The sequence below is a fragment of the Polaromonas sp. AER18D-145 genome, assembly GCF_002379095.1.
Taxonomy (GTDB): domain Bacteria; phylum Pseudomonadota; class Gammaproteobacteria; order Burkholderiales; family Burkholderiaceae_C; genus Polaromonas.
Genome location: NZ_NBZV01000021.1, coordinates 44,374 through 70,303, shown reverse-complemented (window position 1 = coordinate 70,303; position 25,930 = coordinate 44,374). Strand labels below are relative to the sequence as shown.

General features: G+C 58.1%; 22 protein-coding genes. 3 read left to right on the top strand and 19 right to left on the bottom strand.

Going from position 1 to position 25,930, the window contains the following annotated elements:
- From dnaB to B7G52_RS12250, 4 genes are all read right to left on the bottom strand, one after another.
- Positions 1–1,107 (bottom strand): replicative DNA helicase (gene dnaB / locus B7G52_RS12265; RefSeq protein WP_096697858.1); only part of this gene is annotated, 1,107 nt, incomplete at its 3' end.
- A 23-nt stretch (positions 1,108–1,130) separates the two neighbouring features.
- Entirely contained in the window at positions 1,131–2,249 is a 1,119-nt protein-coding gene (locus B7G52_RS12260; protein ID WP_096697857.1) for a hypothetical protein, read from the bottom strand.
- Positions 2,246–2,797 (bottom strand): hypothetical protein, encoded by a 552-nt coding sequence (locus B7G52_RS12255; RefSeq protein WP_205853058.1) that lies wholly within the window; start codon positions 2,795–2,797, stop codon positions 2,246–2,248. The genes B7G52_RS12260 and B7G52_RS12255 overlap by 4 nt, the downstream gene beginning before the upstream one ends.
- 53 nt (positions 2,798–2,850) lie before the next feature.
- Positions 2,851–3,555, bottom strand: coding sequence for a hypothetical protein (locus tag B7G52_RS12250; protein WP_141397446.1), 705 nt, complete (start codon positions 3,553–3,555; stop codon positions 2,851–2,853).
- 951 nt (positions 3,556–4,506) lie between these two features.
- Between B7G52_RS12250 and B7G52_RS12245 the strand changes: the two genes are divergently transcribed.
- Both B7G52_RS12245 and B7G52_RS12240 read left to right on the top strand, forming a co-directional pair.
- Positions 4,507–5,838: a hypothetical protein gene (locus B7G52_RS12245; protein ID WP_096697855.1), complete on the top strand. Its 1,332-nt coding sequence runs from the start codon at positions 4,507–4,509 to the stop codon at positions 5,836–5,838.
- A gap of 235 nt (positions 5,839–6,073) precedes the next feature.
- A complete protein-coding gene (locus tag B7G52_RS12240) occupies positions 6,074–6,739 on the top strand; it encodes a hypothetical protein (protein WP_096697854.1) in 666 nt (221 codons plus the stop codon).
- 73 nt (positions 6,740–6,812) lie between these two features.
- Here B7G52_RS12240 and B7G52_RS12235 read toward each other — a convergent pair whose 3' ends face one another.
- The 5 genes from B7G52_RS12235 to B7G52_RS12215 form a co-directional block, all read right to left on the bottom strand.
- A complete protein-coding gene (locus B7G52_RS12235; protein ID WP_096697853.1) occupies positions 6,813–7,121 on the bottom strand; it encodes a hypothetical protein in 309 nt (102 codons plus the stop codon).
- Between the two features lie 215 nt (positions 7,122–7,336).
- A complete protein-coding gene (locus B7G52_RS12230) occupies positions 7,337–12,457 on the bottom strand; it encodes a helicase-related protein (protein WP_096697862.1) in 5,121 nt (1,706 codons plus the stop codon).
- A gap of 275 nt (positions 12,458–12,732) precedes the next feature.
- Entirely contained in the window at positions 12,733–13,149 is a 417-nt protein-coding gene (locus B7G52_RS12225) for a hypothetical protein (protein ID WP_141397445.1), read from the bottom strand.
- Positions 13,137–13,427, bottom strand: a complete 291-nt coding sequence (locus tag B7G52_RS23335; RefSeq protein WP_170954757.1) for a nicotinamide mononucleotide transporter — start codon at positions 13,425–13,427, stop codon at positions 13,137–13,139. The genes B7G52_RS12225 and B7G52_RS23335 overlap by 13 nt, the downstream gene beginning before the upstream one ends.
- The gene (locus B7G52_RS12215; RefSeq protein ID WP_096697850.1) at positions 13,412–13,720 is read right to left on the bottom strand and encodes a hypothetical protein; all 309 of its coding nucleotides are present in this window, start codon (positions 13,718–13,720) and stop codon (positions 13,412–13,414) included. The genes B7G52_RS23335 and B7G52_RS12215 overlap by 16 nt, the downstream gene beginning before the upstream one ends.
- A gap of 432 nt (positions 13,721–14,152) precedes the next feature.
- On the opposite strand from B7G52_RS12215, the gene B7G52_RS12210 reads away from it, so the two are divergent.
- Complete coding sequence (locus B7G52_RS12210; protein ID WP_096697849.1) at positions 14,153–14,935, top strand: hypothetical protein; 783 nt, start codon at positions 14,153–14,155, stop codon at positions 14,933–14,935.
- Positions 14,936–15,662: 727 nt separating this feature from the next.
- Here B7G52_RS12210 and B7G52_RS12200 read toward each other — a convergent pair.
- The 10 genes from B7G52_RS12200 to B7G52_RS12155 form a co-directional block, all read right to left on the bottom strand.
- Entirely contained in the window at positions 15,663–16,208 is a 546-nt protein-coding gene (locus tag B7G52_RS12200; protein ID WP_096697848.1) for a hypothetical protein, read from the bottom strand.
- A gap of 27 nt (positions 16,209–16,235) precedes the next feature.
- Positions 16,236–17,411, bottom strand: a complete 1,176-nt coding sequence (locus B7G52_RS12195; RefSeq protein WP_096697847.1) for an IS4 family transposase — start codon at positions 17,409–17,411, stop codon at positions 16,236–16,238.
- A gap of 371 nt (positions 17,412–17,782) precedes the next feature.
- The gene (locus B7G52_RS12190) at positions 17,783–17,983 is read right to left on the bottom strand and encodes a hypothetical protein (RefSeq protein ID WP_096670366.1); all 201 of its coding nucleotides are present in this window, start codon (positions 17,981–17,983) and stop codon (positions 17,783–17,785) included.
- A gap of 301 nt (positions 17,984–18,284) precedes the next feature.
- Positions 18,285–19,742 carry a shufflon system plasmid conjugative transfer pilus tip adhesin PilV gene (gene pilV / locus B7G52_RS12185; protein WP_096670364.1) on the bottom strand — a complete coding sequence of 486 codons (1,458 nt, stop codon included), beginning with the start codon at positions 19,740–19,742 and terminating at the stop codon, positions 18,285–18,287.
- A gap of 104 nt (positions 19,743–19,846) precedes the next feature.
- A complete protein-coding gene (gene pilV / locus B7G52_RS12180; protein WP_240523431.1) occupies positions 19,847–21,235 on the bottom strand; it encodes a shufflon system plasmid conjugative transfer pilus tip adhesin PilV in 1,389 nt (462 codons plus the stop codon).
- A 104-nt stretch (positions 21,236–21,339) separates the two neighbouring features.
- Positions 21,340–22,782, bottom strand: coding sequence for a shufflon system plasmid conjugative transfer pilus tip adhesin PilV (pilV, locus tag B7G52_RS12175; RefSeq protein ID WP_096697846.1), 1,443 nt, complete (start codon positions 22,780–22,782; stop codon positions 21,340–21,342).
- A complete protein-coding gene (locus tag B7G52_RS12170) occupies positions 22,779–23,957 on the bottom strand; it encodes a type IV pilus twitching motility protein PilT (protein ID WP_096670358.1) in 1,179 nt (392 codons plus the stop codon). Before B7G52_RS12170 ends, pilV (B7G52_RS12175) begins: the two co-directional genes overlap by 4 nt.
- Entirely contained in the window at positions 23,957–24,403 is a 447-nt protein-coding gene (gene pilM / locus B7G52_RS12165) for a type IV pilus biogenesis protein PilM (RefSeq protein WP_096697845.1), read from the bottom strand. Before pilM ends, B7G52_RS12170 begins: the two co-directional genes overlap by 1 nt.
- 2 nt (positions 24,404–24,405) lie before the next feature.
- Positions 24,406–25,356: an ATPase, T2SS/T4P/T4SS family gene (locus tag B7G52_RS12160; protein WP_096670354.1), complete on the bottom strand. Its 951-nt coding sequence runs from the start codon at positions 25,354–25,356 to the stop codon at positions 24,406–24,408.
- 15 nt (positions 25,357–25,371) lie between these two features.
- The gene (locus B7G52_RS12155) at positions 25,372–25,905 is read right to left on the bottom strand and encodes a type 4 pilus major pilin (RefSeq protein ID WP_096670353.1); all 534 of its coding nucleotides are present in this window, start codon (positions 25,903–25,905) and stop codon (positions 25,372–25,374) included.
- Between the last annotated feature and the right edge of the window lie 25 nt (positions 25,906–25,930).

Below are 25,930 nucleotides of genomic sequence, written 5' to 3'. Positions count from 1 at the left end.
CGCAATCACCGGGCACTGCAGCTCCTTGGCCAGCATCTTCAGGCCGCGCGAGATCTCGCCAACGGCCGTGGCACGGTTTTCCTCGGCCATGCCGCTGGACACGCTCATGAGCTGCAGGTAATCGACCACGATCAGGCCGAGCTTGCCGCACTGCCGGGCCAGGCGCCTGGCGTTGGCGCGCAGCTCGCTGACGGTCAGGCCTGGCGTTTCGTCGATGTGCAGCGAGATGTTGCGCAGCTTCTCGATGGCTTCGGTCAGGCGCGGCCACTCCTCGTCGGTCAGCGCGCCGGTGCGCAAATGGGTCTGGTCGATGCGGCCTATGGAGCCGACGATACGCACCGCCAGCTGGGACGCGCCCATCTCCATCGAAAACACCGCCACCGGCAGGCCTTCGTTGAGCGCCACGTGTTCGGCAATGTTGATGGCCAGCGCGGTCTTGCCCATGGACGGCCGCGCCGCCAGGATGACCAGGTCACCGGCCTGGAAACCCGAGGTCATCTTGTCGAGGGCGTAAAAGCCGGTGGGCACGCCGGTGACGTCGTTCGGGTTTTCCGACATCTCGGTCACGCGGTCCAGCAGGCTCACCACCAGGGTGTCCATGCTCTGGAAACCCTGCTTCATGCGCGAACCCTGCTCGCCGATCTTGAAGATTTTCTGCTCGGCCTCGTCCAGGATCATGGCCACGGCCTTGCCCTGCGGGTTGAAGGCGTTGGTGGCGATCTCGTCGCTGGCGGCCACCAGCTTGCGCAGGATGGAGCGCTCGCGCACGATCTCGGCATAACGCCGGATGTTGCCGGCGCTGGGCACGTACTGGGCCAGCGAGTTCAGGTAACTCAGGCCGACGATATCCTCGGCCTTGCCCAGGTTCTGCAGGTGCTCGTAGACCGTGATCACGTCGGCCGGTTTCGTCGCGTTGATCAGGGCACCGACGGCCGCGTAGATCAGCTTGTGTTCGTAGCGATAGAAATCCTCGTCCACCAGCAGGTCGCCGACCCGGTCCCAGGCGCCGTTGTCCAGCAGCAGGCCGCCCAGAACACTGGATTCCCCCTCCACCGAGTGAGGAGGGATGCGTAACGCGGCGATTTCGTCGATCTGTGGGACTTTCATGGGTGTCTCCAGCTTTCCCCCGATTATTCAGCCTTCAGGCGCAGGGACTCCATCCGTTTCAGCCCTGCCCTCGCGACTACCTCCGACACTTCGAGTGTGTCCAACCAGAGCCGGATCACGGAATTGCGGATCACCGCGGGGCCCTGGGCCACGTGTGGCCCGCCGGCGGCTGGCTGCGCGCTCCCGGCGGACTTTCGTAGCCGCTTCAGGGCCTGGCTGACCGCGTAGTAGACAGAGGTGGGGTCCATCGGAGGAAGGGCCTGAGGCGCGGCGCCTGGCTTAGGCGCGCTTGCCCGCCGCGCAACAAAGAGCGGTTCCAGCCAGTCAGGCTGGTGCTGGCCAGCGTTGCCGCCCGGTGGCCTGCCTGAACGCTTGGCGAAGAGCGCTGCCCGTGCGCAGACCCACATGAGGACGAGCTCAGCCATGGGTGGCGAGATTTCAAGCTGCCTTCCCACGAGCTGGTCCGACAACATGACTTCGATGAGCAGAGGTTCGGGATTCGATTCAGGATGCTCGATCTGTTGTAGCGAGAGCGGCTTGTTGTCGGCGCGCCGCAGATCCACCCCTCGAAGCGCAATCAGCTCCGAAGTAGTTATTCCGGTATCCACCAGGACAGCGAGCATGGCCCGGTCCCGGACATGCCACCAGTCGTTCTCGTTTTTGACCACGATGATCGTGACCAGCGTTTTCGCCTTGCGCAAGCGCTTGAAAACTGCCGGCTCAAGGACCTGAGATTGCCGGTCGACCTCGGAAATGGACGGCCTTTGCTCTTCCGGAACGTCCAACGTAGGGTTGTTGGTGAGTTTCCCTGAAGCCACAGCAGAGTGGTAGACGCCCCGCAGGATCCGCCAGTAACGTTGGCGGGTGTAGGAAGACATGTGTGTAGCGCTGAGTGCCTTTCGGCGCCCTGCGCGTTCAGGCGCCGGTCCTTCCAGGAACATCTGGATGGTGCTTGCTGTAGCAGTGCGCCAAGTTTGCCTGTTTTCTCCGAGCCACCAGCACCATGCGTCCCACAAGGTGCGGTAGGCAATTTTGGAGGAAGCGTTGAGCTCGTCCCCCATGCTATCGGTCCAGTCTTTGTAAGGGTCGTCGCCGGCAGGCAAGTCCGCGGCGGTAAGGGGCTGGGGCGTCGTCGTGATCATTTGGGATGAAGCACCACGTGGGTGCAGTGAAGTTCGGGTGCCATGATCAAGTCGGAATATGTGAAGTGCCCACAAAACGGGCACCGTTCCACGTTCCGGTCGAGCGCGGAGGTGGACGGGGCACCGGTGGGGCTCGTGCGGGAGGCTGCCCGCGCCTGGCTCACGTAGGTGCGCCACTTCTCCGGCAGGGAGCAATTCTCAGACGCCGCGGCAAAAAGCGGGCCCATCACGTCGTCGGTCACACCGGGAAGTTCAGTACCCACGGAAGTCACAAAGAAGTCTTTCCCCGGGTTGGCGGCCGCAAACTGCAGGAACTCGGTGATGGAGGACTTGACGCTGGCAAGCGGCAGCGCGGATTTGTGCCTGTCGGTGGTTGGAATGGCGTAGGCGCTTCCAGTCAAACCCTTTGAGGCCCCGTAGGCGGCGCGGAAGTTCACCCGGGCAACGCGCGCGGCGCCCTTGGCGTGACTGCCGCCTTCATCGGAGGCAAATACCCAGATCCATTGCCCGTTTGGAACGCTGGAGGGCGAGTGAAACTTGAATGTCATGTGCAGGGGCCTGTCTTTTGTTGGAATGGGGAGCGAAGGGATCGGGGCACGCGTCAAATCACGATCTGGCCAATGCCATCTGCGATGCGCTGAATCATGGGACGGACGTGCTTGTCCGACAAGCGCATGCCGGCATGCAGCGTCATGGCGGCCTTGGCCAACTCGCCAAGGCAGTCCCAGACTTGCTGCGCGTCGGCCACGCGGCCTTGGACGCGCAATTTGTCGCCTTGAACGAGGTTCGAATCGCAAAGAAGCAAGATCAGCACGGCCAGTTGATCAGGCGTCGGGCGCAGGAAGTGCAGCCAGTAGGGCCAGAAGGTGTGAGCGGCACGCATGAACGTGAAGACTTCCGGAATCTGGTGGACCTCACGCGAGTCACCTGCAAAGCCTGCGAAGACGAGGTCGAGGCGCTGCATGGCGCCGAGACACTTGTCCTGCGTGTCGGACAGGCGCATCAGGCGGTCAACGAAGGCGCCAACGGCGCCGGCTTCGATCTCGTCTCGCTGGATGACGAATTCAATCGGCGCGGCGTTCAATGCGGGCGCTGGCATGGTCGGTACAGGATAGAGGCTCCGATCAAGAATCCATTTGGTGGGCTGGCTAAGTGTGCCGCGAGTTTTGCGCGTTTCGGCCGGCCCAACGGGGTCGTTTTGGCTTGAAAGCATCATGCGCATGAAATCGACCAGGCTGTTAGGGGCATCCCCTAAGGTCAGGTTGTGAACACTATTACGTGGAGAGAAGGGTTTTTGGAAATTCATATCTTCAATCTACACCACAACAAAACCCTGTCAAGTCCCCTTTTCCTCCCCCTTTTTGGTGACATGTTGCTCCGAATCCGTGTGGCCCCGGCCTCGGCGGCGCGGCCTGAGTTTCAGGGGGAACGAAGGGGGAAAAGAGGTCGACCAAAGGGGGGGATACACCCGGAATTGGGCAATTTCCACTGTGTATATTCAATATGACCTACTAAGTATCTTCATCGGATTGTTGGGTTTTTTGGTGGCTAGAAAGTCCACAACAAATGGCAGTTTTTGGGGTGTTTTGCTCCATTCGTATTGAATAGAGTCCACAACCGGCCGGGCTGAAAAGGCTTGAAAAAAAATCAACCCGGACCAAGCCGCGGCCGCGCTGCGCGCCGGCGCGTGCTCCTTGCTCACGTGTCCTCTCTGCCACGGTCGGGCAGGCCGTTGGCCAGGCTCGCAATTCACCCCTGAGTGGACGTAAAGGCGCGAACCCTGTTTTCTTAGCTGCAGTCCTGAATCGCCCAGCAGGCAAAGTACGCTTTGGTCGCCATTGCGTGCATTTGCTACGAACCCACAGTAGAATTCGCTAACTCACTCCCAAGCCTCGGCTCCGGAGCGTTTGCGGATCAAGTGTCCGCCTGCACCCTCAAGTCATGAACGCCCCCGGCGAATCGTGTCCCCCTTGAAGCTTTCGCGCCAGCGTTTTCTGGCCATCGATGCGCTCAAGGTGATTTCCTTCCAACTTTCAGCCCCTGGACGACCACGGTCGACCGCCGGCGTGACGTGCTCCTCGTAGCCCCGTCAACGACCCCCTGCCCCTTCTATTCATCTTTTCGGCGAGCCGCCGACGATTCCCTAAGTGCTTTGCCCATCGCCCTGCGTGATGCGCTACGGCCGCCGCATTGTTCGCCGCAAAGCACTTGGGGAATCGCATTTGTTCGATTCACACTAAATTTGGAGAGTCTCGCCATGTCCACTCAACGCACTTCACTCGCGTCCACCGCCAACGCTGTTTCCCTCGACACCCTCAGTGGTGCGCAAAAATTCCATGACCGCCAGGCGGAGACGCCGGCACTCGCGCGCGCGGAGGTCGTGGATCGCTTCAGCGACGACCCCGGAACCATCAACCGCATCAAGAAGATCCTCACGACCACGTCGCGGGGAGTTCCCGCCGAATATGAGAACGCCTGGCACTGGGCGGGCGCCTGGGTCGCGGAAAACGGCGTGACGCTGCCGCCGGACACCACGGAGCTGAGGTCACTGCGCAACTGGTTCTGCTACCAGGTCAATAGCTACAAAAAAGGGCGTCTCAGCGACATCTCGCGCAGCCTGCTCGAGCACTACAACATCGACCTCGCCCTGTACCGGGCCCCCAACACCGGCCGCGGCACCATGCTCGACGACGATGCGATGGTCAACGAGATGCTGAAACTGCATTCCACCACCGGCAGCTTCACCCCCCAAGCAGATGCGGCTCCCGAGCTCCTCGAGTGGCAGCGACGCCTGTTGGAATGCTTTATGGCACGCGGGACATCGGGCCGCATGCGGAATATCGCGAGCAAGCTCCCGGGCTTCAGCTTTGGAGCCTGGCTCCGCCCTGGTGAAGCGCCAGTCCCGACGAGCCAGGACAGCTGGTGGGCCACTGCCCAAGCATTCAAGGTGGCCACGGCGAAGTGCCCGGCATTTCGCGGCGTGATCGACACGAACACGCCCAAACACCTTGCCACGTGGGCAACTGATCAAATTACCGCCGCATCTTCTGGCCGGCTGAGCCCGCGGCAGAAAGGTGAGCTGCTCAGCCTGGGTATCCTGTCAAATCAGGAGCACAAACGGAGCGCGGGACGCGCTGAAGCCTTGATGGTGGTTCGCGCAGAGCTTGGCGCAGCGAACCCCAGCCAGCACGATCGGGACTTGCACACCTTTCTGGGGACTGCTTTGCTGGTCCGGCTGATCGGGCGCAACGCTGGCCTGACGGAGATCTACTCAACGCTCGGTATCACACCGATCCAGTACTCCCGAATGCTCCAGTCGTTAGCCCCCATTTTGGCCAGGATTGCCGACCTGCAGGACCTCCATCGCCTGAACATGGCGCGTCAGTTGTACAAGGAAAACACTCTGGAGTTCAACAGCGCACGCACAGGGCGCGACCTGCCTGACCATGTCTACCAAGACCAGCCAAAGGTTGCCGGCGAACGACTGAAGGCTCTGGTCGACCTGCTGCTCGAGGCACGCGAAACACTGCGGTCGGTCAACGTTCGGCAAACAGGCATCAATCGCAAAGGCAACTTATCAGCGCATTGAGGAGCAGGTTCACTGCACGCCCGTAGGCCAAAACAATCCCCGGATAGCCTGTAGATGCTGCATTCCGGGGAGATCCGCGCCTTGAGCGCGACTGTAGAATACCGGTCTGGCGTTGAACGTCGCCGACCGCCCACATGGTGAACTCGCTCCGGCGAGCCGTTTTTCTTCCTCGAACTCAACCTCGACTCCAGCGCGGGGCAAGTGGGCTGCCAGACAGCGCTTAAGGAAGAACGAGATGAGCAAACCTCCTACTGCCACCCTCCTGGCCAACATCAAGCGCGAGGCCAAGCGGCGCGCAAATGCTACAAACGCCTCCTACAACGCCACCCTGGACGTGGTGGCCCGCGAATTCGGGTTCGCAAGCTGGCATGCCGTAACGCAAGGCAAGAATGCGGCGGTGCCTGTGCCGGCGGCCGCATCGGAGCGTGAACTGCCGGTAGACCCCGTCCTGCGGCCGATGTTTGACTACACCCCCAACGAAGATCGCCCAGCAAGTGAACTTGCGCAATGGTGGCTCAAGCCTTTTGCTGTCACCCGCGGCGATGGAACCTTCGACGTTCGGTGTCTCGACGGAGGTGCCCATGACAGAAGCACCTGGTACGGCACCGCGAAAAATCTCGCAAGCGCGAAGGAAATTGCAGCGGCCAAGTTGGCAAACTGGCTCGAATTCCTCGACCGACCGATTATGACGATTGACGCCGATTCCTATTCTCTGACGATCGGCTCACTCCATCCTCGCCTCCCGCGAGCGGTACTGGCCACGTTCGAATCGCTCGAATCGGCTCGTGCTTGGCTGGCTGAGTGGGAAAAGGACCTTGCGACCAAACCTGAACGCACTGCTGCTGCGCTCAAGCGGGCCCGGCAAGTCGTCATAGACAGCGCTGCAGCCGACGGGTGGTGACTTCGTCTGTCTTGCTGGCCATCTGCCTCTGGCCCCGCAGTTCAGGCCGTTTGCCAGTTCAACCGATCAGCGTTTAGGTAGGCTTTCGCGCAATCCCTGACGAAACAGCCGCACCGCCGTGTTCTTCTTCAAGAAACTGCTGAAATTCTCGGAGTGCGTCCGGCGTGCCGTCAACAGCCCAGGTGTCGTGCGAGCACGACGTGCAAACTGCAACACCAGCCGCTCGCATGCCTTCCATCGCCTGCACGTCGATCGGGCGAATTTCGCGAAGCTCGGCGCCGCAGTTGTTGCATGTCACAGAGTCGGGAAGCGCCGCCCTGAGCCTGGCGAATTCGTCCTGAGTTCTGGCTTCAAGTGAGCCTCGACGTTTTGCCTCGCCCATTTCGCTTCCTGATGTGGTTTTGAATGGCTATATGCGTTTCCATGCGCCCTGTCGCGCAAGGCCGGCCAACCACCCGCTGCCGGCAGGCGTCAGTGCCGCCGGAACCGGGTGCGGACCTAAGTCCGCTATCCCGGTAAATACAGGCCAAAAAAAAGCCCCCTACTTTGCAGTAGAGGGCTCAAGGTTGCCGATGTGGCAAATTTATTGAAGCAGGCTTAACCTGCTTCGGCCGCCATGGTTTGGGTTCCCGCGGCGTCTTTATCAAGATCCAGTTCAGCGTTTATCTCACGCTGCCTTTCGAGCAGTGCCGCAAGGCGATCCGCATACTCGAACTCCTGGGCCAGCAGTTGCTTCGCTGAGGCGAGCTCATTGGTCTTGCGACCGTACTCTGCCCTCAATTCGGCCGATGCGGTGGTGAAGGACTTAACCGTCACCATCACCGCTTTGGCCATCCCGCCGAGGTCGTTCATGTGAGGCCTCTCGACCCGAATTTCCTCCTGGCTGTTCGGACCGACCACATACATGACCGCTTGACACGCAATCTTGGCGTACTCGACTGCGAATCCCCCGATCTTGCCAATCTCAATGCTTCCGCCGGCAATGCTGCCGCCCATGTTGGAATGTGCCCGGAACGCGGCCGCGAGGCCTGTCATTCCACTTCCTGCTGCATCCACCGCCTTCTGGGCGATGCTGGTAGCCGGAGCGAACACCGTCTTTTCATTGACTGCCATCGCCAGCTTGGCGTCTTCTTCAATCGCCGGAATCAATTTGTCGATCCGGGCCAGGCGTGACTTGATAGCTCGCTCACTGCTGCTGGCCCTCCACTGTTGCTCTTCCCACTGGCCGCGGAGCAGCGAGTACTTCTGCACATCAGCGTCGATCCCGGCTTTTTCCATCACCAGGGGGTTCCCCGATGCGATCGCCTTGATCTCCGCGTACGTCATCGCCGACATCGAGATGTCTTCGATAGTTCTCAAGCCCGAGCCGGCCGTCATCACCTGTTCGATGAAGTTGGCCTTGGTATTAAGAAGCTGCCACGAGTACGCGTCAAAACTCCGCTCAGTAACGTACCGCCACAGCTCGATGCTCTCGTTCAGGTTGCCCTGTCGATCACCCCGGCCGTCACGCTGCTCAACATCCGAGGGGACCCACGGCCCGTCCACTTGATGAATCGCTTTCAAACGCATCTGCACGTTCGTTCCTGTACCCATCAGCTTAGTCGAGCCCAACAAGAAGCGCACTGCGCCTCCGCGAACCCGCTCAAACAACTTGGCTCTCGCCTTGTCGCTCGAATGGCTGTGTATGAATTCGACTTCCGCCGCTGGGACGCCCTTCTCTACCAGAAGCCTTTTGACTTCCGCATAGATGTTGAAGCTGGACCCCGTCGGTGTGCCCAGGTCGGAAAAGACCAACTGAGTCACCTTCAGCGCATGCCCCTCGTTCCAGATCCGCACCATGTTGTCCGCTGCAATCGCCAACTTACCTTGTGGGTTCGCTGGCAGCATGGGGTTCACCATTCTTACATCCAACGCGGCTTTGCGGCCGTCATTGGTGACTGCAAGCATGTTGTCGTCTTCGGGTTTAACCGCTCTGTTACGGATCGCATCGGCTCGTTTCACAAGCCCGGCCACAATTTCAAGTAGCTCTGCACTTGGCTTGGCCACCATCGTCTGCGGCTTTCCCCCGACAATCACCGGCGTCGGCAAGTTCAACATCCGCTTTGTACGGATGTCAGCGACCTCTCTGAAGATCGCCATAAGCTCAGGCAGGTTAACGAAACGGGAGTACCGAGTGTTCATCCGATAGCCACTCCCGTCTGGTGCCAACTCAATGCCCGTTACGCTCTCGCCGAAGCTTGCACTCCACGAGTCAAATTCGTACAAGCCGAATTTCTTGAGTGTTTCAGGCTGCAGAAATACCTGGTAGGTATGCATCTCTGCAATCGAATTGGTCAGGAAGGTTGCAGTCGCGAAGACAATGCCCTCCTGCTTTCCCCCTCGCGCAGCCATGATCAGTCTCGTCTTCACGAATGCATCGAACGCTCGTTGTGACGCGACGTTCGGCAACCCTGCAATGCGAGGCATCTTGGAGATTCTCCCCAAATTTTTTACCGAGTGCGCCTCGTCATACATGATCGCGTCGATTCCCAACTCGTCAAACCAGATGCAGTCCACATCCGCTTTTGTCTGAACCATTCGCTCCAAACGGGCTTCATGGTCCTTCATTCGCTTCTCGATCTCCTTGAGAGAACGCTTAGCGCCTGAGTCGGTTGCCATTTGCGCTGACGCGCGTGCTTCCGACAACATCTGCTCAACAAATGTCTGCTGAACCACTGGTGAAACTGGCAATCTTTCGAAGGTCGCCTGAGTCATGACAATCGCATCCCAGTCCCCAGTCGCGACCCTCGCGCACCAAGTTCTGCGATTAATCCCATGCAAAGTTTCCTTACTCGCCATCAGCACTTTCGCCTGAGGGTACAAGCGAACGAACTCGGCCGTGTACTGCTCCAGGGTTGAGTTTTGAACGACATGGACAGGCTTCACAGCCTTACCCAGCCGCCGCATCTCCATCGAGGCAGCACATAAAACCATCGTCTTGCCAGCGCCAACGCAGTGTCCGAGCAACGTATTACCGTTGACAAGGATGCGCCAGATGGCATCTCTTTGATGCCCGTATGGGTCCATCACCAACGACATCCCCTGCAGGAGCAGGTGCGAGCCGTCATATTTCCGTTCGACCAGCTGATTGAACAGATCGTTGTAGATCCGTAGCAATCGGTCGCGCCTGTCGGCGTCCTGGTAGATCCAGACCCGGAACTGATCCCGGATCGCCTGCCATTTCTCTCGCGCGCTAAGTGTGGCCATTCGGTCAACCACACGCTTTCCGTCGCACTCCACCGTGATGGTGGGTGGCTGCTGGTTCAGCGCCGCTTCAATCAACACCAGAGCGCATCGCTTGCTAGTGCCCCATTTCACTGTCTGCAGGATGTTGTCGCCAACATACTCAACACGCCAGTTCGACGTTTTGAGACTCCACGAAGCCGTAGACGCTTCAAACGAGACGGTAATGTCGCTCGCCTTGGCATTCACTAGCTCGGTTGCAAACTGTTCAATCACATCCACTGGGATCCATGGCGCCCCAAGGCGTGCCTCCACATCCAGCGGTCCAAGGTCACGAGGCAAAACCGCCTCGAGCGCCGGTACGTTCCCCGCATACGCGGGGCCTGCAGCAGCTGCAGCAATCATCTTGTCCCTGATGTGCCCCGAAAGGTACTCATCCGCCGGCACCCACTTCGCGGCCACCGGATCTCGGAATGCCAGTTGCTGTTCGCTCAGTTCCTTCACCACTTGCATCACCGGCGTGCCGGTGCGAAGCGAAAGGTCCTTGAGAACGATCTGCCCGTATAGAGCAAGACTGATCAACATGGCGTCCTTGACGTTGTCCACTTTCTCCGGCACCGTTCTGTGTCCCACGGTCCGCATCGAGAAAATGTCGGCCTTCTCAGCCTTACCTTCCTCGTCATTCCAGACCTCCAGAGCCAGCATGACTGGCCAGTCGGGGTCTGCACGCATCAAGCGACTGTTGGCGCTCGTGCTCAGGTATCCGCAGGCACTGACGAAATTGTCGTATTCCCGGTTCAGGTCCTTTTGCAGCTCAGCGAGCCGGACATCGTCCTGGGACTTTGCCTGGTGCGCGATCACATCGACCACTTTTGACTTCAACACGATCATCCCGATCAGACGCTTGCGCGCCGTCCCGGTGTACATCGAATCGACATCCAGCAGCTCGGCGCCTTCTGACACACAGATCCTTTCGTCTTTCAGGACGAACGAACCAGGTGAGATGTGCGCATCCAAGCTGTAGCGATTCAGCCCGCTGGGGGCCACGCCTTCCTGGTTTCGTTGATCTGGTTGGTAGACCAGAGCCGGCAGCTTTGCAGTCCTTTCGGACAACGCCGCCTCCAACGCCTCGATGTGACCACCGAACTTCGGATTCAAGCTCTCACCGAACTGGCCAGACTCCCATTCCAACAGGCCGACCACATTCTCCGGATGGCGGACGTAGTAGCTGTTGATCTGCGGGTCGTACGTGCAATTTCCGCGCGACGGGCTGTAGTAGCTGGTTGGCTGGCCTGGCTTGAGCATCGTCTCCGTTGCCTTTGCCATTTCAATCCACCCGCCCGCGTTGAAGTCGGGCATCTCACGTCTCTTGAAGACCATGAGATCGGTGACAGCCTCGGTGTTTGCCTGGCCTTTGAACGCCATTGTCGGCAGCCGGTATGCACCGAGCAGTTCGGCATGCGCCGCGAGCCACTTGCGATGAGCGCTTTTGGTGCTGTCCATCGTGTGACGTGATGTGATCAAAACGATCAGTCCACCGGGGCGCACCAGGTCAACAGCTTTCGCTATGAACCAATTGTGGATGCTCCAGTCCGCGTAGGCAGCGGTTGACGTGTCAAGCGACCGGAAGTTGCCGAACGGCACATTGCCAATCACACAGTCGTAAAACGCTACTGGCAGGTTCGCTTTCTCGAGTGCACAGGACTGAACCTGCACACCCAAGGGAGCAAAACCCGTCTCCAGCAGCGCTGCGCTGATCGGATCGAGCTCGACTGCACTGATCTGGCTCTTGTTGGCAAGATCAGCCGGCATGCCGGCAAGAAAATGGCCCGGCCCTGCACTTGGCTCGATTACCCTGCCACCCTTGAAACCCAGGTGGCGCACGATTTCCCATGCGGCGCGGACCAGCGCGGGATCGGTAAAGAACGCCGATGTGATCGACGAACGCATTTGAGTGAACTCTTTCTCACTCGTCAGCAGCTCCAGCTCGTCGCGGTAGTGGGCCCAGCCGTGAGGCGTAGATCCATCTGGCGCGAAAATCTTGGCCAAACCGCCCCAGCCGCAGTAGCGAAGCAGGGATGCCCTGTCCGCGTCGTCGACTGGTCGGCCCGTGGCCTGGATCTCCCGCATGAGCTTGATCGCATTGAGGTTGTCCTCAATGCGGCGCTCCGCGGTCGCTGCAGGCTTAAACGAGTCGGGATCAATTTGAGGCCAGGGAACCTTGCGGTCCGCCCAGTCCTGCTCTTGATCATCCTTGACGCCCCATTCAGCAATCACTTCCGCGAAAGCTGATCTGTCCGTCTGCTCTGTTTCTTCAAGAGGCAAGCCTCCGTCGTCCAGATCTACTGTCGCCATGTCGAGCACGACTTTGGTGACAACTTCGGCAACCTGCGCAATCTCCGTCTTTTTGGACGGGACCACGAAGTCGTCGATGCTGAAACCTGCCAGCCATACGGAGGAATCCGTTGACTGATTTTTGATATGGGAAGTACCCATCGTTTTCTCCAATTCGTTGAGGAATTGCGAGAACGCGACTCTCCCCTTGTGGGAGAAGCGAGTCCCCACAAGGTGGAAATAGTTGTCGGCACGTCCCGCGGACAAAGCCGCCGGAGCGCATCGTGAAAGCCTTGCGGCTCTCATTCGATTTCGTTGGCCTTTCAGCCTTTCCAAATGGCAGCGCATCGCTGGCTGCCATTTAGAAAGGCCCCTGAAGAAGGGGCCCCAATGCGTTTGCATTTGAGTTATGGGGCAAGCCCCGGATCGCGAAACGACTACTGAGTGATCAGCCAGCCGGTGCGGTCGCCATCGTTGACACGCATGAGCGTGAAGCTCTGACGCTTCGGAACGACGGTGTCGCCGTCTGCGTCCACCGTCGAATACGCGAACTCCGCCGGCGCCTCATGACGCCCAGCGCGGGTTGCTGCAGAGATGAGCCCGTCCAGCCGTGCGCCCTCCTCCAGGTACAGAGCGTGCGTGCGAATCGCCTTGCTGGGCCATCCGACATGACGCTCGTAGACCTGCGTTTCAATCGCAAACCGCGAGCCACCGAAGTGTTTTCCCGCGAAGGCTGTGACTTCGATAGCTGATCCGCCGCCGATTGCACCGGCCAGGCCGACGTTTCCCGCATGCGTTCGTACTGTGGGCTTCTGCGCCCGTTGAAGATCGCTGCGTGACATCACGTCATCCACCTCACCATGCCAGTGAACGACGTGGCCAAGAAGACGATTTGCATCATCAACAGGCCAAGTGCCCTGATCTGGACCGCGTACGCAATCAGGCAGATGTTGGACAACAGCAGGAAGTGCCAACCGTATGGCGACATGTCGATGTTCAGGCAGAGCAGGACCGCGCCGATCACACCGAATGCAGCTCCTGCCCATTCGGCCCTTTTTGACGAGCGTTTCGTTTGCACGGTGTACGCCGGCAGCGACGGAGCAATGAACCAGCGTTTCAGAGGAAGATACATTGCGCATTCCCTTCCTGAGTGTTCGCCGAGGCCTTCGGAGACTCCGCCGTTGGTTTGACCAGCCATGAATTCAGCTCGCTCAATTGCTGTTCATCCTTGGCGTCTTGGGCCGCCAGAACGGCTTTCGCCTGGTGCGCGACATGCTCACTTTTTTGCTTCTCGCTCTCGCGATGCCGCTTGAACCGATCCGCGACCTTCTTGACTTCCTTCGCCGCGTCATACCCCGGGATCGAGATGGTGATGCGCCGCTTGCGTTCGAGAATGGGGTCACGACTGTTTTGGATTCCAGCCATATAAAACTCCTAGTTTTGAGCCGCGTGGCTCGATTTGTTAGTTGCCCCAGGCCGATCCCCTCACGTGCGCGCGCGGACGCGTGCAAGTTGAGATTGACCGTTTTGGCCGGAATTGCTTGGGTGTGAAGTGACCGTGCCGCTGACAAGCACGCGCTGGGCGAGCTATCAGAGGTGCCCGGAGCCGGGCATTTGGTCATGCGGCGCCCCGAAGTTGGGCGCCTGCTACATGATGACCATGTAGCGAACGTCAGGCTGGTACTGGACCAGCAAAGGCGAGAATCGCCAATTGGTTGGAATATTAGCTTGCTGCAACTGTTGGGTCAATTGATCGCGACCACCCTACTCGAGCCATCCCGCCCACACAGGCTCAATAGCCCAATACTGCACCATTGCGCGGGATCTCACGCCGAGGCTGCGACCTACCATAGGCGGATGACGAATCCCCCGGACGACCTGCTCAAAGCCTCCTTCTTCGGTCCGTGGGTCCCCGCGCCGGGCCAGCCCGAGCGGGTGCGTCATCACTACATGTCACTGGCCCACTGGTACGAAAGCGTCAAGTTCATGCCGGCAAAGGCCGAGCTCAGGGATAGCGTCCTCTTTTGCCCCTCGGTGAAGGAAGCCCGCAAGTTTGCCAAGGCGCGTCAATCCGACTGGCGAAGTGATTGGAACCTGGTCCGTCATTCGGTCCTGATTGCCGGTCTCGGATTCCTCGCGATTGACCGGCCTGATCTAGGGTTAGAAATGATGGCCAAGGAGAAGCTCCTCGAGCAGCTCAGGGCCATGAAGCTGCCCGATCGCTTTGTAGGCGCCTGCGTCGACCGCTTCATGGAGTGGGCAGCCGGTCCCACGATCGCGTCCTTTGGTGCCAATACGGCCCCTGACAGCGTTGTCGGCCGCAAAATCAGCAAAACGGTGGCCAACAAGCCCAGTTGGACGCTTTTGTCTCTCTGCAATGGCAAAGCGGCATGGCGCCTACATGACTGGGCTTTGGCGCATTACGTGCCTGTGCGCTACCTGGGCCAGCCGCTCAGCCGTTTCAGCGCGGAGATGGTTGCGGAGCTGGTCCATGCTTGCGACCAGCTGGTGGTGTTCGAGGTGAAGGGGGGAAGACGAGCAGATGCCGTAATCAAGTTGGCGCGCGCCCAGAAGAAGCCCCTCACTTTGGAACTCTATGACGCCGAAGATCTCGCCGCAAGAAGCCTAACTCAGGATTAACTCCCGATCGGGAGACAATTCTTCGGAATCGAGTAGGGTGAGGGGTTACCCCCTCAGCCCTCTCACACCACCGTACGTGCGGTTCCGCATACGGCGGTTCCTGACTACTGGGTTTCCCCAGCGAGCTTCGTTTCGTTCATCGTGTCGCCTGTTGGCCAATAGACACCTGCCGCCACTTTCGGGACTTCCGGCCCCTCCAGTCTTGCCGCAGGCCCTACGTTGCCATAGGCTTATGTCCTGTTCGTACAGAGATCACGCGTGACTATCCACTCATGTCAAGTTCAGGCCTTCGCCATGGGCTCTTTCTGGTTTACCTCCTGTCCCACAACTACTATGCCCTCTGCTGACTTCTGCATGCGCTTCCCGACACCTCACGATCTCGGTAGCACAAGGCACGCATGCAGATCTCCCCAGGTATGACGCACTTACCTTCACGCTTATGCCTGTCGGATCTACGCCGTTGTGTTCCGTGCAAGTATTGGGCTTTGCAGATTACGGACTGCTTACCCCACAACGTCGCCTCATATCCGCTTCCTGTTCGTCAGGCCAGCGCTTTGCCATCCGGCTTCCTTCAGACTCGCAGTCGCCCGCGAAACCCTTGCCTTCGGCTAACTCTTCCCCTTACCGGGTGAGTAGAGGACTTTCACCTCCGAGTAAGTGCGCCCTGCTGGGCGCACCATAAAAAAAGCCCGCACGGATGTGCGGGCTTTTTCTTGACTTAGACAACTCAGCGGTAGCTGACCGTCTGTGCGTCCATGCTGATTTTGATCACCCGGAACACCCCGTTGGTGTTCGAGATGAGCACCTGCTGATTCGGCGACATTGCCTCGAAAGGCTCAGGCTGAATCACAGTCACAGTGCTGCTGAGGGCACCGGTGGTCGGGTTATACAACCCGATCACCAGTTCCTGGGCACGCGATGAAAACGCGGCGTTTGCCGCGCGTTCACCCACAAACCCGCCGATAGTCGCTCCCAGGACGCTGGCAAATGCCTTGCCCTGCCCGCTGAGTTGATTTCCCATCAGGCCGCCAAGGACACCACCAATCGCCGCACCACCAGTTCGCGTGATGCCTGAGGGCTGCACGAGCTTCATGCTGACCTGCAGGATCACACCCTTCATGGTCGGCGACATCACCTGCGCTTGCGAGCTGGCGTAGACGTTGCCGGACTGTGCTTTTGCCCCTGGCGCGAAACCGAGGACCACAGCAATAGCCGCAACGTAGAGAACAGCCAGAACACGATTGACCAGGCTCATATTTTTGAGGACTTGCATTTTCTTCTCCAGATCACTACTGTCCGGTCAAAACCCCAACAAAATCAACTGGTTAGCGTCGGGTGGTGGTTGTGTTTTGTAGTCATCGGTCTGCAAGGCGCATGAAATCAAGGTTTTCTCGAAAACCGACACCGACAAAATCTGTAGACAAGTGTAGAGAGAGGATTTGAGTTGCAGCTCCTTTTTGACAATGGCGATGAGCACGTAGGTGGCGATGGCGCACCAGACCTGAGTCTTCACGGCGTTCTCGCTGTTGCCCAGGAATCGCTTGATGCGCAGATGCTGCTTGATCCATTTGAAGAACAACTCCACCTGCCAACGGTTCTTGTACAACTGGGCGATAACAGGCGCTGGCAACGTCGTGTTGTTGGTCAGAAAGATCAACGACTTTCCCGTCGATGGTTCTTTGAATCGCACCCGGCGCAGTTGCTCGGGGTAGTCGCGGGCAACGTAGTGACCATTGAGTGCCACCAACTGATCGCACACCACGCCTGTAGTCTTGTCCACCGTGGACGAATACACGCGCCTGGCGTTGAAATTGGATTTGGCGCGGGTGACGAAGAAGGCTCCGCCCTGGTGCATCGTGTACAGACGGGCAAAGTCCAGATAGCCCCGATCCATGATGTAGAAAGCACCCGCTTCCAGCGGCAAGATATCCAGCACATTGACATCGGCCACCTTGCCGTCGCTGATGTGAATGAAGCTGGGGATGGAGCCACGCAAGTCCAGCAGCGTGTGCAACTTGATCGCCGCTTTGGTCGAACGAAACGGCGCCCAGTCAAACAGGCTCAGGCACAAGTCGACGGTGCTCGAATCCAGCGCATAGACATTGCCCGCGATGTTCACATCCAGTCCCAGAGGCTCGTCGGCATAGAGCTTGTTGGCCCGGCGAATCAGGACTGCAGCGAAATCAGCCCAGATACGCCAGTCGCGTCTTTCGTTGGCATCGGCCAGCGTGGAGCGACGCACCGCTTGGCGCAGGCCCATCGCGTACAGCTTGGCGGGGTTGGCACCCAACGTCGCCTCGATGTCGCGCAAGGACTCGCGCCAGGTCAGCTGCGCATAGGCCATGATGCGAAAGTGCTCGGTGCTGGGCAGCGCGGAGACTCGCGCATCGCCGGAGTAACGTGCAACGATGCGAGCGAAGCTGGTCCAGGGCACAAACTCCATCAACTGGGCGAAAAGCGTCTTGCCAAGATTCATGAGGAATCCCCAAAAAAGTCAATCTGGGGAAACTACTCACAAAAGTGGCTTCGAAATTCAAATCGGCACCAAATAAAACGGGCCGCTAACCCGCGTGGTTATTGGCTTCCTGCCGAAACCGAGCGGCGTTCACCGGACACTACTGTCTCCAGATAAAAATGCAGAAGCCCTCCCGTCAGGGCGGGCCCTGCGGGTTGAAATACCGAGCGAAGCTCGATACGCGGCGTCAAGTGACGCCAATGATTGGCAGCGAAAAGCTGCCCAAAATCTCCAGCCGTACGGCACGGAAGTGCCGAAGAGTTGGAAAAATCAATTCCCAAGTCAGGGAAAGGCCCTGCCTTACGGCAAGATCCCCCGAGTTGAGCTAACGACTAGTCGTTTTCTTGATCTCCAGCGCTCGAGTTCTGATCGAACATGAAGTCATCCTGATAGGCGAGCGAAACGTCCTGTCCAGGTGTTTCGGAATCACCGTCAAGGACGTCGACCGGGCCACCAGCATCTGGCGATCCGTTCGAGGGCCTCAAGAAGAAGCCAAGTCCCATCACGATGAGAAATGCCAGGACGTACATCATGGTGCCCTCCCAGCATGTGCCACATTCGCCTCAGACGAGCTGATCGAAGCCTCCAAGAGGGAGGTAGGTGATATCGAAACGTAAATGCCCATACAACCCCTTGCGGTTTCGTCGGGCACACCCGGAAGGGCTGACCCATCCGGTTTGTTGAAGGCGTGCACAAGGCACGCGAGATGCAAAAATTGCAAAGCAGCTACATTTCACCGCAAATTGCCTTTGGAATCAACAGTTGGTGGTCAGTCGACGTTCTCGAAGGAAATTGCGCGCCATAGGAGCCTCGCACGGGTCTTGGGTAGCGTCCCTAGTCCTCACTCAAGAGGCGAACTCGGGCAGATCCAACGAACATCATGTAAAGGCTTGAGGTGCTGCAGGAGCTTGCATCGCTTCCCGAGACGAGTATTTGGTATGTGCCAGCATCGAGATGTTCCAGGCAGAACCCTGACGGCGTCATATATCCCCCGCCGCCTCCCGCTTGCATGTTATCGGATGCACCACATACGCCCGCGCCCCCGGGGGAAATTAGGGTCACATTAAGTGAGACATATGAACCTGAATATCGGTACGCGTTTGCATCAACGTTAATGCCGTAATACCCGGGTGTGGTTACCGTCAAATATCCAGGTGCTGCATAACAGCCGGAAATTGATTGGTTGGCTGGCGTATATCCAGCAATTGCGTTGGAGCTGAAATTGCTCCCTGCTCTGGTCCAAACATTATTCTTACAAGAATAGACCTCTCCATTGGCAACTTTGGAAACCTGGCCGACTACCGGGCAAAACGTCCCCTTTACGATCGAGTCACTGAGTAGCAGCTTGCCGGCGCTCACGGTCCCGAGCGCTGAAAGGTTTCCACTGTCATCGACCGCCAAGGCGACCCATGAAGTGCCATTGCACGTGTAGACACGCGGTCCCGGGCCCACAGTAGAAGTCATGGCGACACGCGTCTGCCCCACAGAAGCGGCAGCGCAGCTGGGCAAGTCTGCGAAAGTCGCAACCGGATCATCCCAAAATGACGAGCCTTGCGCCTTCCACTGCCCGCTCTGGCAAGAAAGGACCCCGCCGGCAGCGCTCCTGGCCACGGCGCCCAAGCGGGTGCAGGCATCGCCGACAACTTGAATCGAGTTCAACACGAGGGGCGTGTTCATCTCATTGAGCTCTGGACGGCCAGGCACTGCATCGCGGGACAAAAACGCCGTTGAAGTAGCCCCATTTTCAAACCACAGTGCCATCACTGGAGTTCCCGCGGCTAGCCTGACGTTGCCGACAGTCCCGTCACAACGACGGCCAATATTATTGGTCCGGTCGTCAAAGGCTGCAGCTGGGACTTGCCATCCGCCGGAGGCGCCACGAATCACGGCTGGATCTGCATCGTAGACTGCCCCGCCGCTACCCCCGATCATCGAAGCAATTCCACCGAGGCTCAGATCATCTATCGATCGGCCGCCTTCGGAGACCACCAGAGCCTGCAGCCGGCCGGCTGTTGGCTCAAGGACGAGCACGCACATAGTCTGGCCGAAACTGTTCTGCGTGGCGAAATCGGAAGGGAGCGCGCCGGCCGCTACAAGGGTGGCTGCGTCAATCATGGCAGGTGCAGTGTCCGTGGCAACTGCCTGGACCGCTGCATAGTTGTCTTTGATGTATGACTGAGCCGCGTTGCCAAAGCTGCGAACCTGTCCAGCGGCAATTGATGCCTTTGCGTCCTCCGCATACAGATCAGACATCGCCACCAGCCCCGCCGTTGCGGCGGCGATGATCGCCAAGCTCGCGACGACCTCTACAAGGGCAATTCCTGCTTGACGAACCAGCCCGGACCTATTCCTTCCAGTTCGACTCGAAATACGGAAGGCAAACTTCGCAACAGTCACTACTGACATAAATACGCATTCGAATCTGACCCAGCGTAAACGGAAAACTGCCCACTTGGATATGCGCCAGTTCCGCTCGGACAACCACATGCCCCACCAGCTCGTGGGTTGCCAATGTAGCAGCCGACGTAAATGTTCGTGGAGAAGGCGCCGCCGAAAATTACACTCGCATGGCGTCCAATGCTGCGAATGTACACATCGGCAACGTTTGGGGTGCCTGGCTGCCATGAGTTACCGGCTTCATCGACGTACCAACGCCAATTGGTGTCATCGGCCCTAAAGAATCCCCCGTATGATGAGTGCATCATCAACGTCCCCGCGGCATCACCGCCCGCATTCCTGAAATTGACGCCCGCGTAGCTGTTCTTGTCCCCCTGCACCGTTATCGATCCGTAGGTCCCTTGACCTCCGGATCCAATAATCTTCGATGGGACCACGAGATTGCCTGAGTCATTAAAGGAAAGCGCTGCCCAGGATCCACCGATGCAAGAATAGGCACGGGGACCGCCGCCAACTGAAGGGACTTCCACCACTCTGGTATGGCCAACACTTCCAGCGTCGCAGGGCGGGAGGGACGCAAATGTACTTACAGGGTCCTTCCAAAACTCCGACCCACCACCTGCAGCTTTCCATTGGCCGAGCCTGCAGTTCATCACAGCGCCGGTAGAGTCGCGGGCAATGCTTCCAGGACGCGTACACGCGTCGTCAAGGGTGACCACGGAATTTAGAACGAGCGGTGTGTTTAGCTCATTGAGCTCAGGGCGACCGGGAACCGCATCCCGAGCGAGAAAGGCAGACGACGTGTCTCCATTTTCGAACCAAAGGGCCATTGCAGGCGTTCCGGGCGCGATCCGTACATTGCCAGCTGTGCCATCGCACCTGCGACTCACATTGTTCGCCAGGTCGTCAAAAGCGCTGGTCGTTAGCTCCCATCCACCCATAGCGCCCCGGATTGCTGCTGGAGCCGTTGAATACACAGCGCCACCACTGCCGCCAACAATTGCTGAAATCACGCCGAGGGTGAGATCGTCAATCGGCGTTCCGCCCTCAGAAACTACTAGCGCCTGCAGCTTGTTCGCAGTGGGCTCGAGCACGAGGGTACACATGGTCTGCGCGTAGGCATTTCTGCTGGAGAATTCTGCTGTAAGGTGCCCTGATGCAATGAGCGTTGATGCGTCGATCATCGCCGGAATAGTTGGTCCGGCAACTAGCTGGACTGCGGAATAGTTGTCCTTCACATAGGCGCGGGAAGCCTCGCCGAAGGTGCGGAGTTGGGTGGCTGCAATTGTTGCTTTTGTGTCCTGGGAGTACGAGTCTGCAACCATCGCCAAGCCGGCAAAAACACCGGCGAGAATGCCAAGACTTGCCACTACCTCGACAAGGGTCAACCCTTGCTGCGTTCGTCGGGATCCGCACCGCGCCCAGGCACCCCGTTTGTACCCGTGATCCGCAACGCTAAAGTCGTAAGGCCCCCTGAGCATCGAAATTCGACTCAGGTCGGAGGCCAGTTCGCAAAGCACTGAGCGCCTGCTTGACCGTTGTACGCCATGACGAACGTATACCACCCAACATTGAAAGTGTCGGTACCACTAGTGTGCTGGACCCCGAAGCCTGGCACCCATCCAGAGTCATACCCGAGAGGGGGAATATACATACGCGTGAACGGATCACCATTTCCGTCAACGTAAGCCCAGGCCTGACTTTGCCCAAATTGGTCAACACAAGTGATCTGCTTACCCTTCAGGGGCCCCAGAATTCCACGCACCCCAGTGTTTCCAGTGAGTATCTCGCTCGCCCACTTCCCAACTGAACGAACAAAAATGTCGTTCACGTAGGCCGATCCTGGAGCGGTCTTCGCCGCTGCGTTTGCACCGCCAGCTCCATCGAGCATAAACATGCTCCAATCGTTCGTGCTGACATTGATGCGTCCACTCGAATTCATGCCGGCATTGGTAGCAACTCCAGCCTGGTACGAGTTCCCCTGGTCGTCCACCGACAGTGCGGCCCAGGCTGCACCCGTGCAGGTGTAGGGCCTTGGACCAGATCCGACGCTTGGGTTACTAACAACTCGCGTGTGGCCAGCAGACAAGGCATTACAAGCTGGTAGCGCAGCGTAACTAGGAACTGGATCCTGCCAGTAGGTAGACTGGCTTTTCCAACGACCACCCTGGCATGAAAGGACCAGTCCGGACGTGTCTCTAGCAATAGCCCCGACCACGGTGCAAGCAGCATCCACCACCTGCACAGCATTCATGACCAGCGGGGTATTCATGTGATTGAGTTCCGGACGCCCAGGGACTGCGTCACGCGACAGAAACGCTGAAGAGGTATCGCCGTTCTCGAACCAAAGTGCCATAGCTGGCGTTCCAGGCGCCACACGAACATTGCCAATAGTCGAGTCGCATTTCCGACCGACGTTGTTGGCCAAATTGTCGAACGTGCTGGCGCTTATCTGCCAGCCCCCCACAGCGCCCCGAATCACTGATGGGTCGGAAGAGTAGACCCCTCCGCCGCTTCCTCCAATGACCGCAGCGATAGTTCCCAATGAAAGATCGTCAATCGGCAATCCACCCTCGCTAACGACCATTGCCTGAAGGCGATCAGGGACCGGCTGGAGGATCAACGCACACAGACTCTGGCCAAACCCATTAGTTGCCCCAAATCCGGCCGTCAGATTGCCGGCAGCAACTAAGGTTGGCACATCCAGCATGGCCGGCGTTGTCGGGGTCGCAACTCCCCGAACGGCAGAATAGTTGGCCTTAATGTAAGCGTTTGCGGCCTCACCAAAGGTGCGTGTTTGGCTGGCTGCAAGCGCAGACCGGGTTTCATCGCTGAACTGGTCGGTCATCATTGCCAGTCCGGCCAACGTAGCCGCAAGAACTGCAAGCCCGGCCATGACCTCAACAAGCGTTATGCCAGATTGCCTCCTGCTCATCGCACACCCTGCAGGTCAAACATCTTTATGAGCTTTGCTTGGGCAGAGCCCTGGCTTGCGACTGTCTTGAGCGCATCTGCCTTTGCGATTTTCCCTTCCTTGACCAAGCTATGCAGAGACATCGCAAGTGACTGCGACATTCCGCCAACCCTTTCGTCGAGGGCCGCGTTGATTTTTATCGGGCTGTTCAAGAACTCCGAGAAGCTCTGCTTGTGATTGAAAAGTAACTCCGTGGCCACTACTCCCTCACCTTGAGTGGTACCGGGCACCATGCACTGATGAATTACCCCAACCAGCGACGAAGCGAGTGATGCATATTTCGCAGATTCTTCACCCGGAAAGAACGAGACGAGCTTCTGAATCGCACCACTGACGCTACTCGCGTGCAGCGTTGCGATCACAAGATGGCCGGATTCGCCAGCCAGGATGGCGTTCTCGGCCGTATCCCTGTCGCGAATCTCCCCGATGATGATCACGTCAGGACGCTGCCTCATTGCGCCTCGAACACCTTCGTTGTAAGTTGGAATGTCGTGGCCGACCTCTCGCTGGGAGAAAACGGACTTCTTCCGCTTAAACACAAATTCAATGGGATCTTCAATCGTCTCGATGTGATAGTTCCGTGTCTCATTCAGCTGATCGACCAGCGCGGCCATGGTGGTGGTCTTTCCTGCCCCAGTCGCGCCGGAAAGGAGCACCAGCCCTTGTGGATTCTCGATCATCAGCTTTACCGAGTCCGGCAGCCCGGTATCTTTGAAGTGCATGGGGTCGACGGGGGTCCGACGAATCGCAAGCATCTTCTTCGCCCCTCTGAATGCGAGATACGCCGTAACCCGAAGCCGGAAATTCCCTACGACGTACGGCCGACTGAAACCTCCACGGTGAAGCAACTCAGCCCACTGCGCGTCCATTTGCCACAAAATGAACTCGATGTCTGCCTCCGAATAAGGCGCCCTGTCAAATTTCAACCATCCGTTTGCATTGCGAATCATCACGTCCTCGTCGGCCGTAACGAGCATGTCACTGAATGGCAAAGGACTTGAAACAACGTCGAGGATCTTCGGGAGCGTTTCTTCAGCCTGGCCTGCACGTGGCGCGTCATTCTTCAGCAGCGCAGCAGAAGTTGGCAGGCCGGCGTTGAATACGTCGTTTTCGGAGGGCGTGAAAGTCGAATCCATTATTTTCCCACTATCAAAATTGCACCGTCAGGGACCATTGCCGGGACTGGGATACCAGTTGCGAAGCCTTTAGCACTCACAACGAATCCGGAAGCGTTCCGCCCCACTGTGTACGATGAGAGAGTCTTTCGATACAACTCGTGTAGCAGTTTGGGTGTGTTTGAAGGACTCGATTCATAGACAAACAGCGTCCCGGATGAAACCGTGTTCGTCCAGCGCGGGTTTCGCTGATGCCCCCACAGCGGCGTGAGGGAAGCGTCAGGAACCGTGCCGGTGGCCGTCGGATTCGCATTGAGATAGTTGATCAGCGATTCACGATATGCCAGCGCAGATGTCGCGCCCACATCTGCGGACGCAAGCGACATCCGTGCTTCCTGCGCAGGTACATAGAGAGCGCTAAGAAGTGCAACCATGGCAACAAAGAACATGCTGACCACTAATGGCATGGCTAAGCAGTCGCTTTTCGCACGCCAAAGAACATTCTGTTCTTCTGCAGCGCCACAGTATTCTTCAGTGCTTCAAAATTGCGTTGGCGGATCGTCGCGCGAATACTTGTCTCGTCTTCGCCAATACAAAATAGGCTTTCAACAACGAGCTGCTTGCGCCTGTCGGTCCGCTCAAGGCGCTGATGTAACACACCGGCCAATCCTGACGCAAGCATGCCCAGAACGTCATCCGCTGAGTTGTTGTCCCCGGTTGCAAGTGCGAACACACGTTGAAGCGCCATGGCACAGTTGTCAGCGTGGGCAGTGCAGATCACAAGCCGGCCATTGATGGATGCCCGCAACGCTTCAATTGCAGTTTCCGAATCGCGTATCTCCCCGAGAAAGATGATGGACGGTGCCCAGCGAACCGCCTGGCGACAGGCATGCCCGAACTCGCCCGGCTGAACCCAGGTCTGGTAGCAAACGCCCAGGCCATGTTGGCCATGAAGCGGCATTTCTGGAGGTTCCTCAACTGTCACAGCCACACCGCCGAACTTACTGATGCGCGAATAGACAGTTGAAGACGCTGTCGTGGTCTTGCCCTGACCGAATGTCCCGCAGAACAGAATAAGCCCCGTCATTCCCGGCCGCATGAGGCTCTCTACAATTGGAACAGGCAAGCCGAGTTCCTCAAGAGGCGTTATCGTCTCGCTCAGTCGGCGCAGGACATACACGCGCTCGCTGATGGTATTCATCAGAGATGCCCGATAGCTGATGCCGGCGTGTCGGATCGGCCAGCCTTCCCTGTCAGGGTTGGCAACGAAATACTTTTCGCAGTCAGTTCTCAGGGCAGCAAGTTCCGGCAAGTCAGCCTCAGGAGGTGGCTCAGGATCTGTCGTCCCAGGCATTCCCGACATCCAGGAACTTGTTTCACCCAGGTACAGGTCAGTAAATGGAATTGAAAGGAGTGCCATAGGTCCCTTTTTCGGTCAGGTGGACTGGAAGATGATCGTGTTGTCGTCAGATGTAGAACACTGAGCTGACGCCGTGTCTGGCGAAATGGGAAACGTCGTTACCGGCGTAGCGGCACCGACCTGCACAGAGTTCCAGCCCTTGGTGCCTGCAAGGACATTCAGGCAAACATCAGTAGGAATTTTGGTAACTGAGATGGTGAACGCCGACACCGCTCCAGTCACTGAAACGGTTCCGCTAAGACCGTGGGTAATTACAGGCGGGGTGCCAGCTGTAACCAGCATCGTCGTCGGCACCTTCTTCGCGTGAACCAGCACCTGGTTCAAATTGGCGCTTCCGTATCCGCCCTGCCCGTAGTAGACAGACTTGGTCGCAGAACGAAGCGCGCTCAAATCAGACATCATCTGAGTTGAAGCCTGCTGCGACGTTGCAGAGTTGTATAGGGACAAAGCAACGCTAACGACGACGGCAAGAATGGAGAGCGAGACGATAGTCTCAATCAACGTCATACCGCCCTGTTTTGCTGATTTGCGATTCCGAATGAATGTCATAAAAATTCCTCTGGTTGGTTTAAAA

Excerpts from the sequence above, each read along its gene's own strand:
- B7G52_RS12260 (WP_096697857.1), bottom strand. The coding sequence starts at position 2,249 with ATGATCACGACGACGCCCCAGCCCCTTACCGCCGCGGACTTGCCTGCC.
- B7G52_RS12255 (WP_205853058.1), bottom strand. The coding sequence starts at position 2,797 with ATGACATTCAAGTTTCACTCGCCCTCCAGCGTTCCAAACGGGCAATGG.
- B7G52_RS12250 (WP_141397446.1), bottom strand. The coding sequence starts at position 3,555 with ATGAATTTCCAAAAACCCTTCTCTCCACGTAATAGTGTTCACAACCTG.
- B7G52_RS12245 (WP_096697855.1), top strand. The coding sequence starts at position 4,507 with ATGTCCACTCAACGCACTTCACTCGCGTCCACCGCCAACGCTGTTTCC.
- B7G52_RS12240 (WP_096697854.1), top strand. The coding sequence starts at position 6,074 with ATGAGCAAACCTCCTACTGCCACCCTCCTGGCCAACATCAAGCGCGAG.
- B7G52_RS12235 (WP_096697853.1), bottom strand. The coding sequence starts at position 7,121 with ATGGGCGAGGCAAAACGTCGAGGCTCACTTGAAGCCAGAACTCAGGAC.
- B7G52_RS12230 (WP_096697862.1), bottom strand. The coding sequence starts at position 12,457 with ATGGGTACTTCCCATATCAAAAATCAGTCAACGGATTCCTCCGTATGG.
- B7G52_RS23335 (WP_170954757.1), bottom strand. The coding sequence starts at position 13,427 with ATGTATCTTCCTCTGAAACGCTGGTTCATTGCTCCGTCGCTGCCGGCG.
- B7G52_RS12215 (WP_096697850.1), bottom strand. The coding sequence starts at position 13,720 with ATGGCTGGAATCCAAAACAGTCGTGACCCCATTCTCGAACGCAAGCGG.
- B7G52_RS12210 (WP_096697849.1), top strand. The coding sequence starts at position 14,153 with ATGACGAATCCCCCGGACGACCTGCTCAAAGCCTCCTTCTTCGGTCCG.
- B7G52_RS12200 (WP_096697848.1), bottom strand. The coding sequence starts at position 16,208 with ATGCAAGTCCTCAAAAATATGAGCCTGGTCAATCGTGTTCTGGCTGTT.
- B7G52_RS12195 (WP_096697847.1), bottom strand. The coding sequence starts at position 17,411 with ATGAATCTTGGCAAGACGCTTTTCGCCCAGTTGATGGAGTTTGTGCCC.
- B7G52_RS12190 (WP_096670366.1), bottom strand. The coding sequence starts at position 17,983 with ATGATGTACGTCCTGGCATTTCTCATCGTGATGGGACTTGGCTTCTTC.
- pilV (WP_096697846.1), bottom strand. The coding sequence starts at position 22,782 with ATGAGCAGGAGGCAATCTGGCATAACGCTTGTTGAGGTCATGGCCGGG.
- B7G52_RS12170 (WP_096670358.1), bottom strand. The coding sequence starts at position 23,957 with ATGGATTCGACTTTCACGCCCTCCGAAAACGACGTATTCAACGCCGGC.
- pilM (WP_096697845.1), bottom strand. The coding sequence starts at position 24,403 with ATGCCATTAGTGGTCAGCATGTTCTTTGTTGCCATGGTTGCACTTCTT.
- B7G52_RS12160 (WP_096670354.1), bottom strand. The coding sequence starts at position 25,356 with ATGGCACTCCTTTCAATTCCATTTACTGACCTGTACCTGGGTGAAACA.
- B7G52_RS12155 (WP_096670353.1), bottom strand. The coding sequence starts at position 25,905 with ATGACATTCATTCGGAATCGCAAATCAGCAAAACAGGGCGGTATGACG.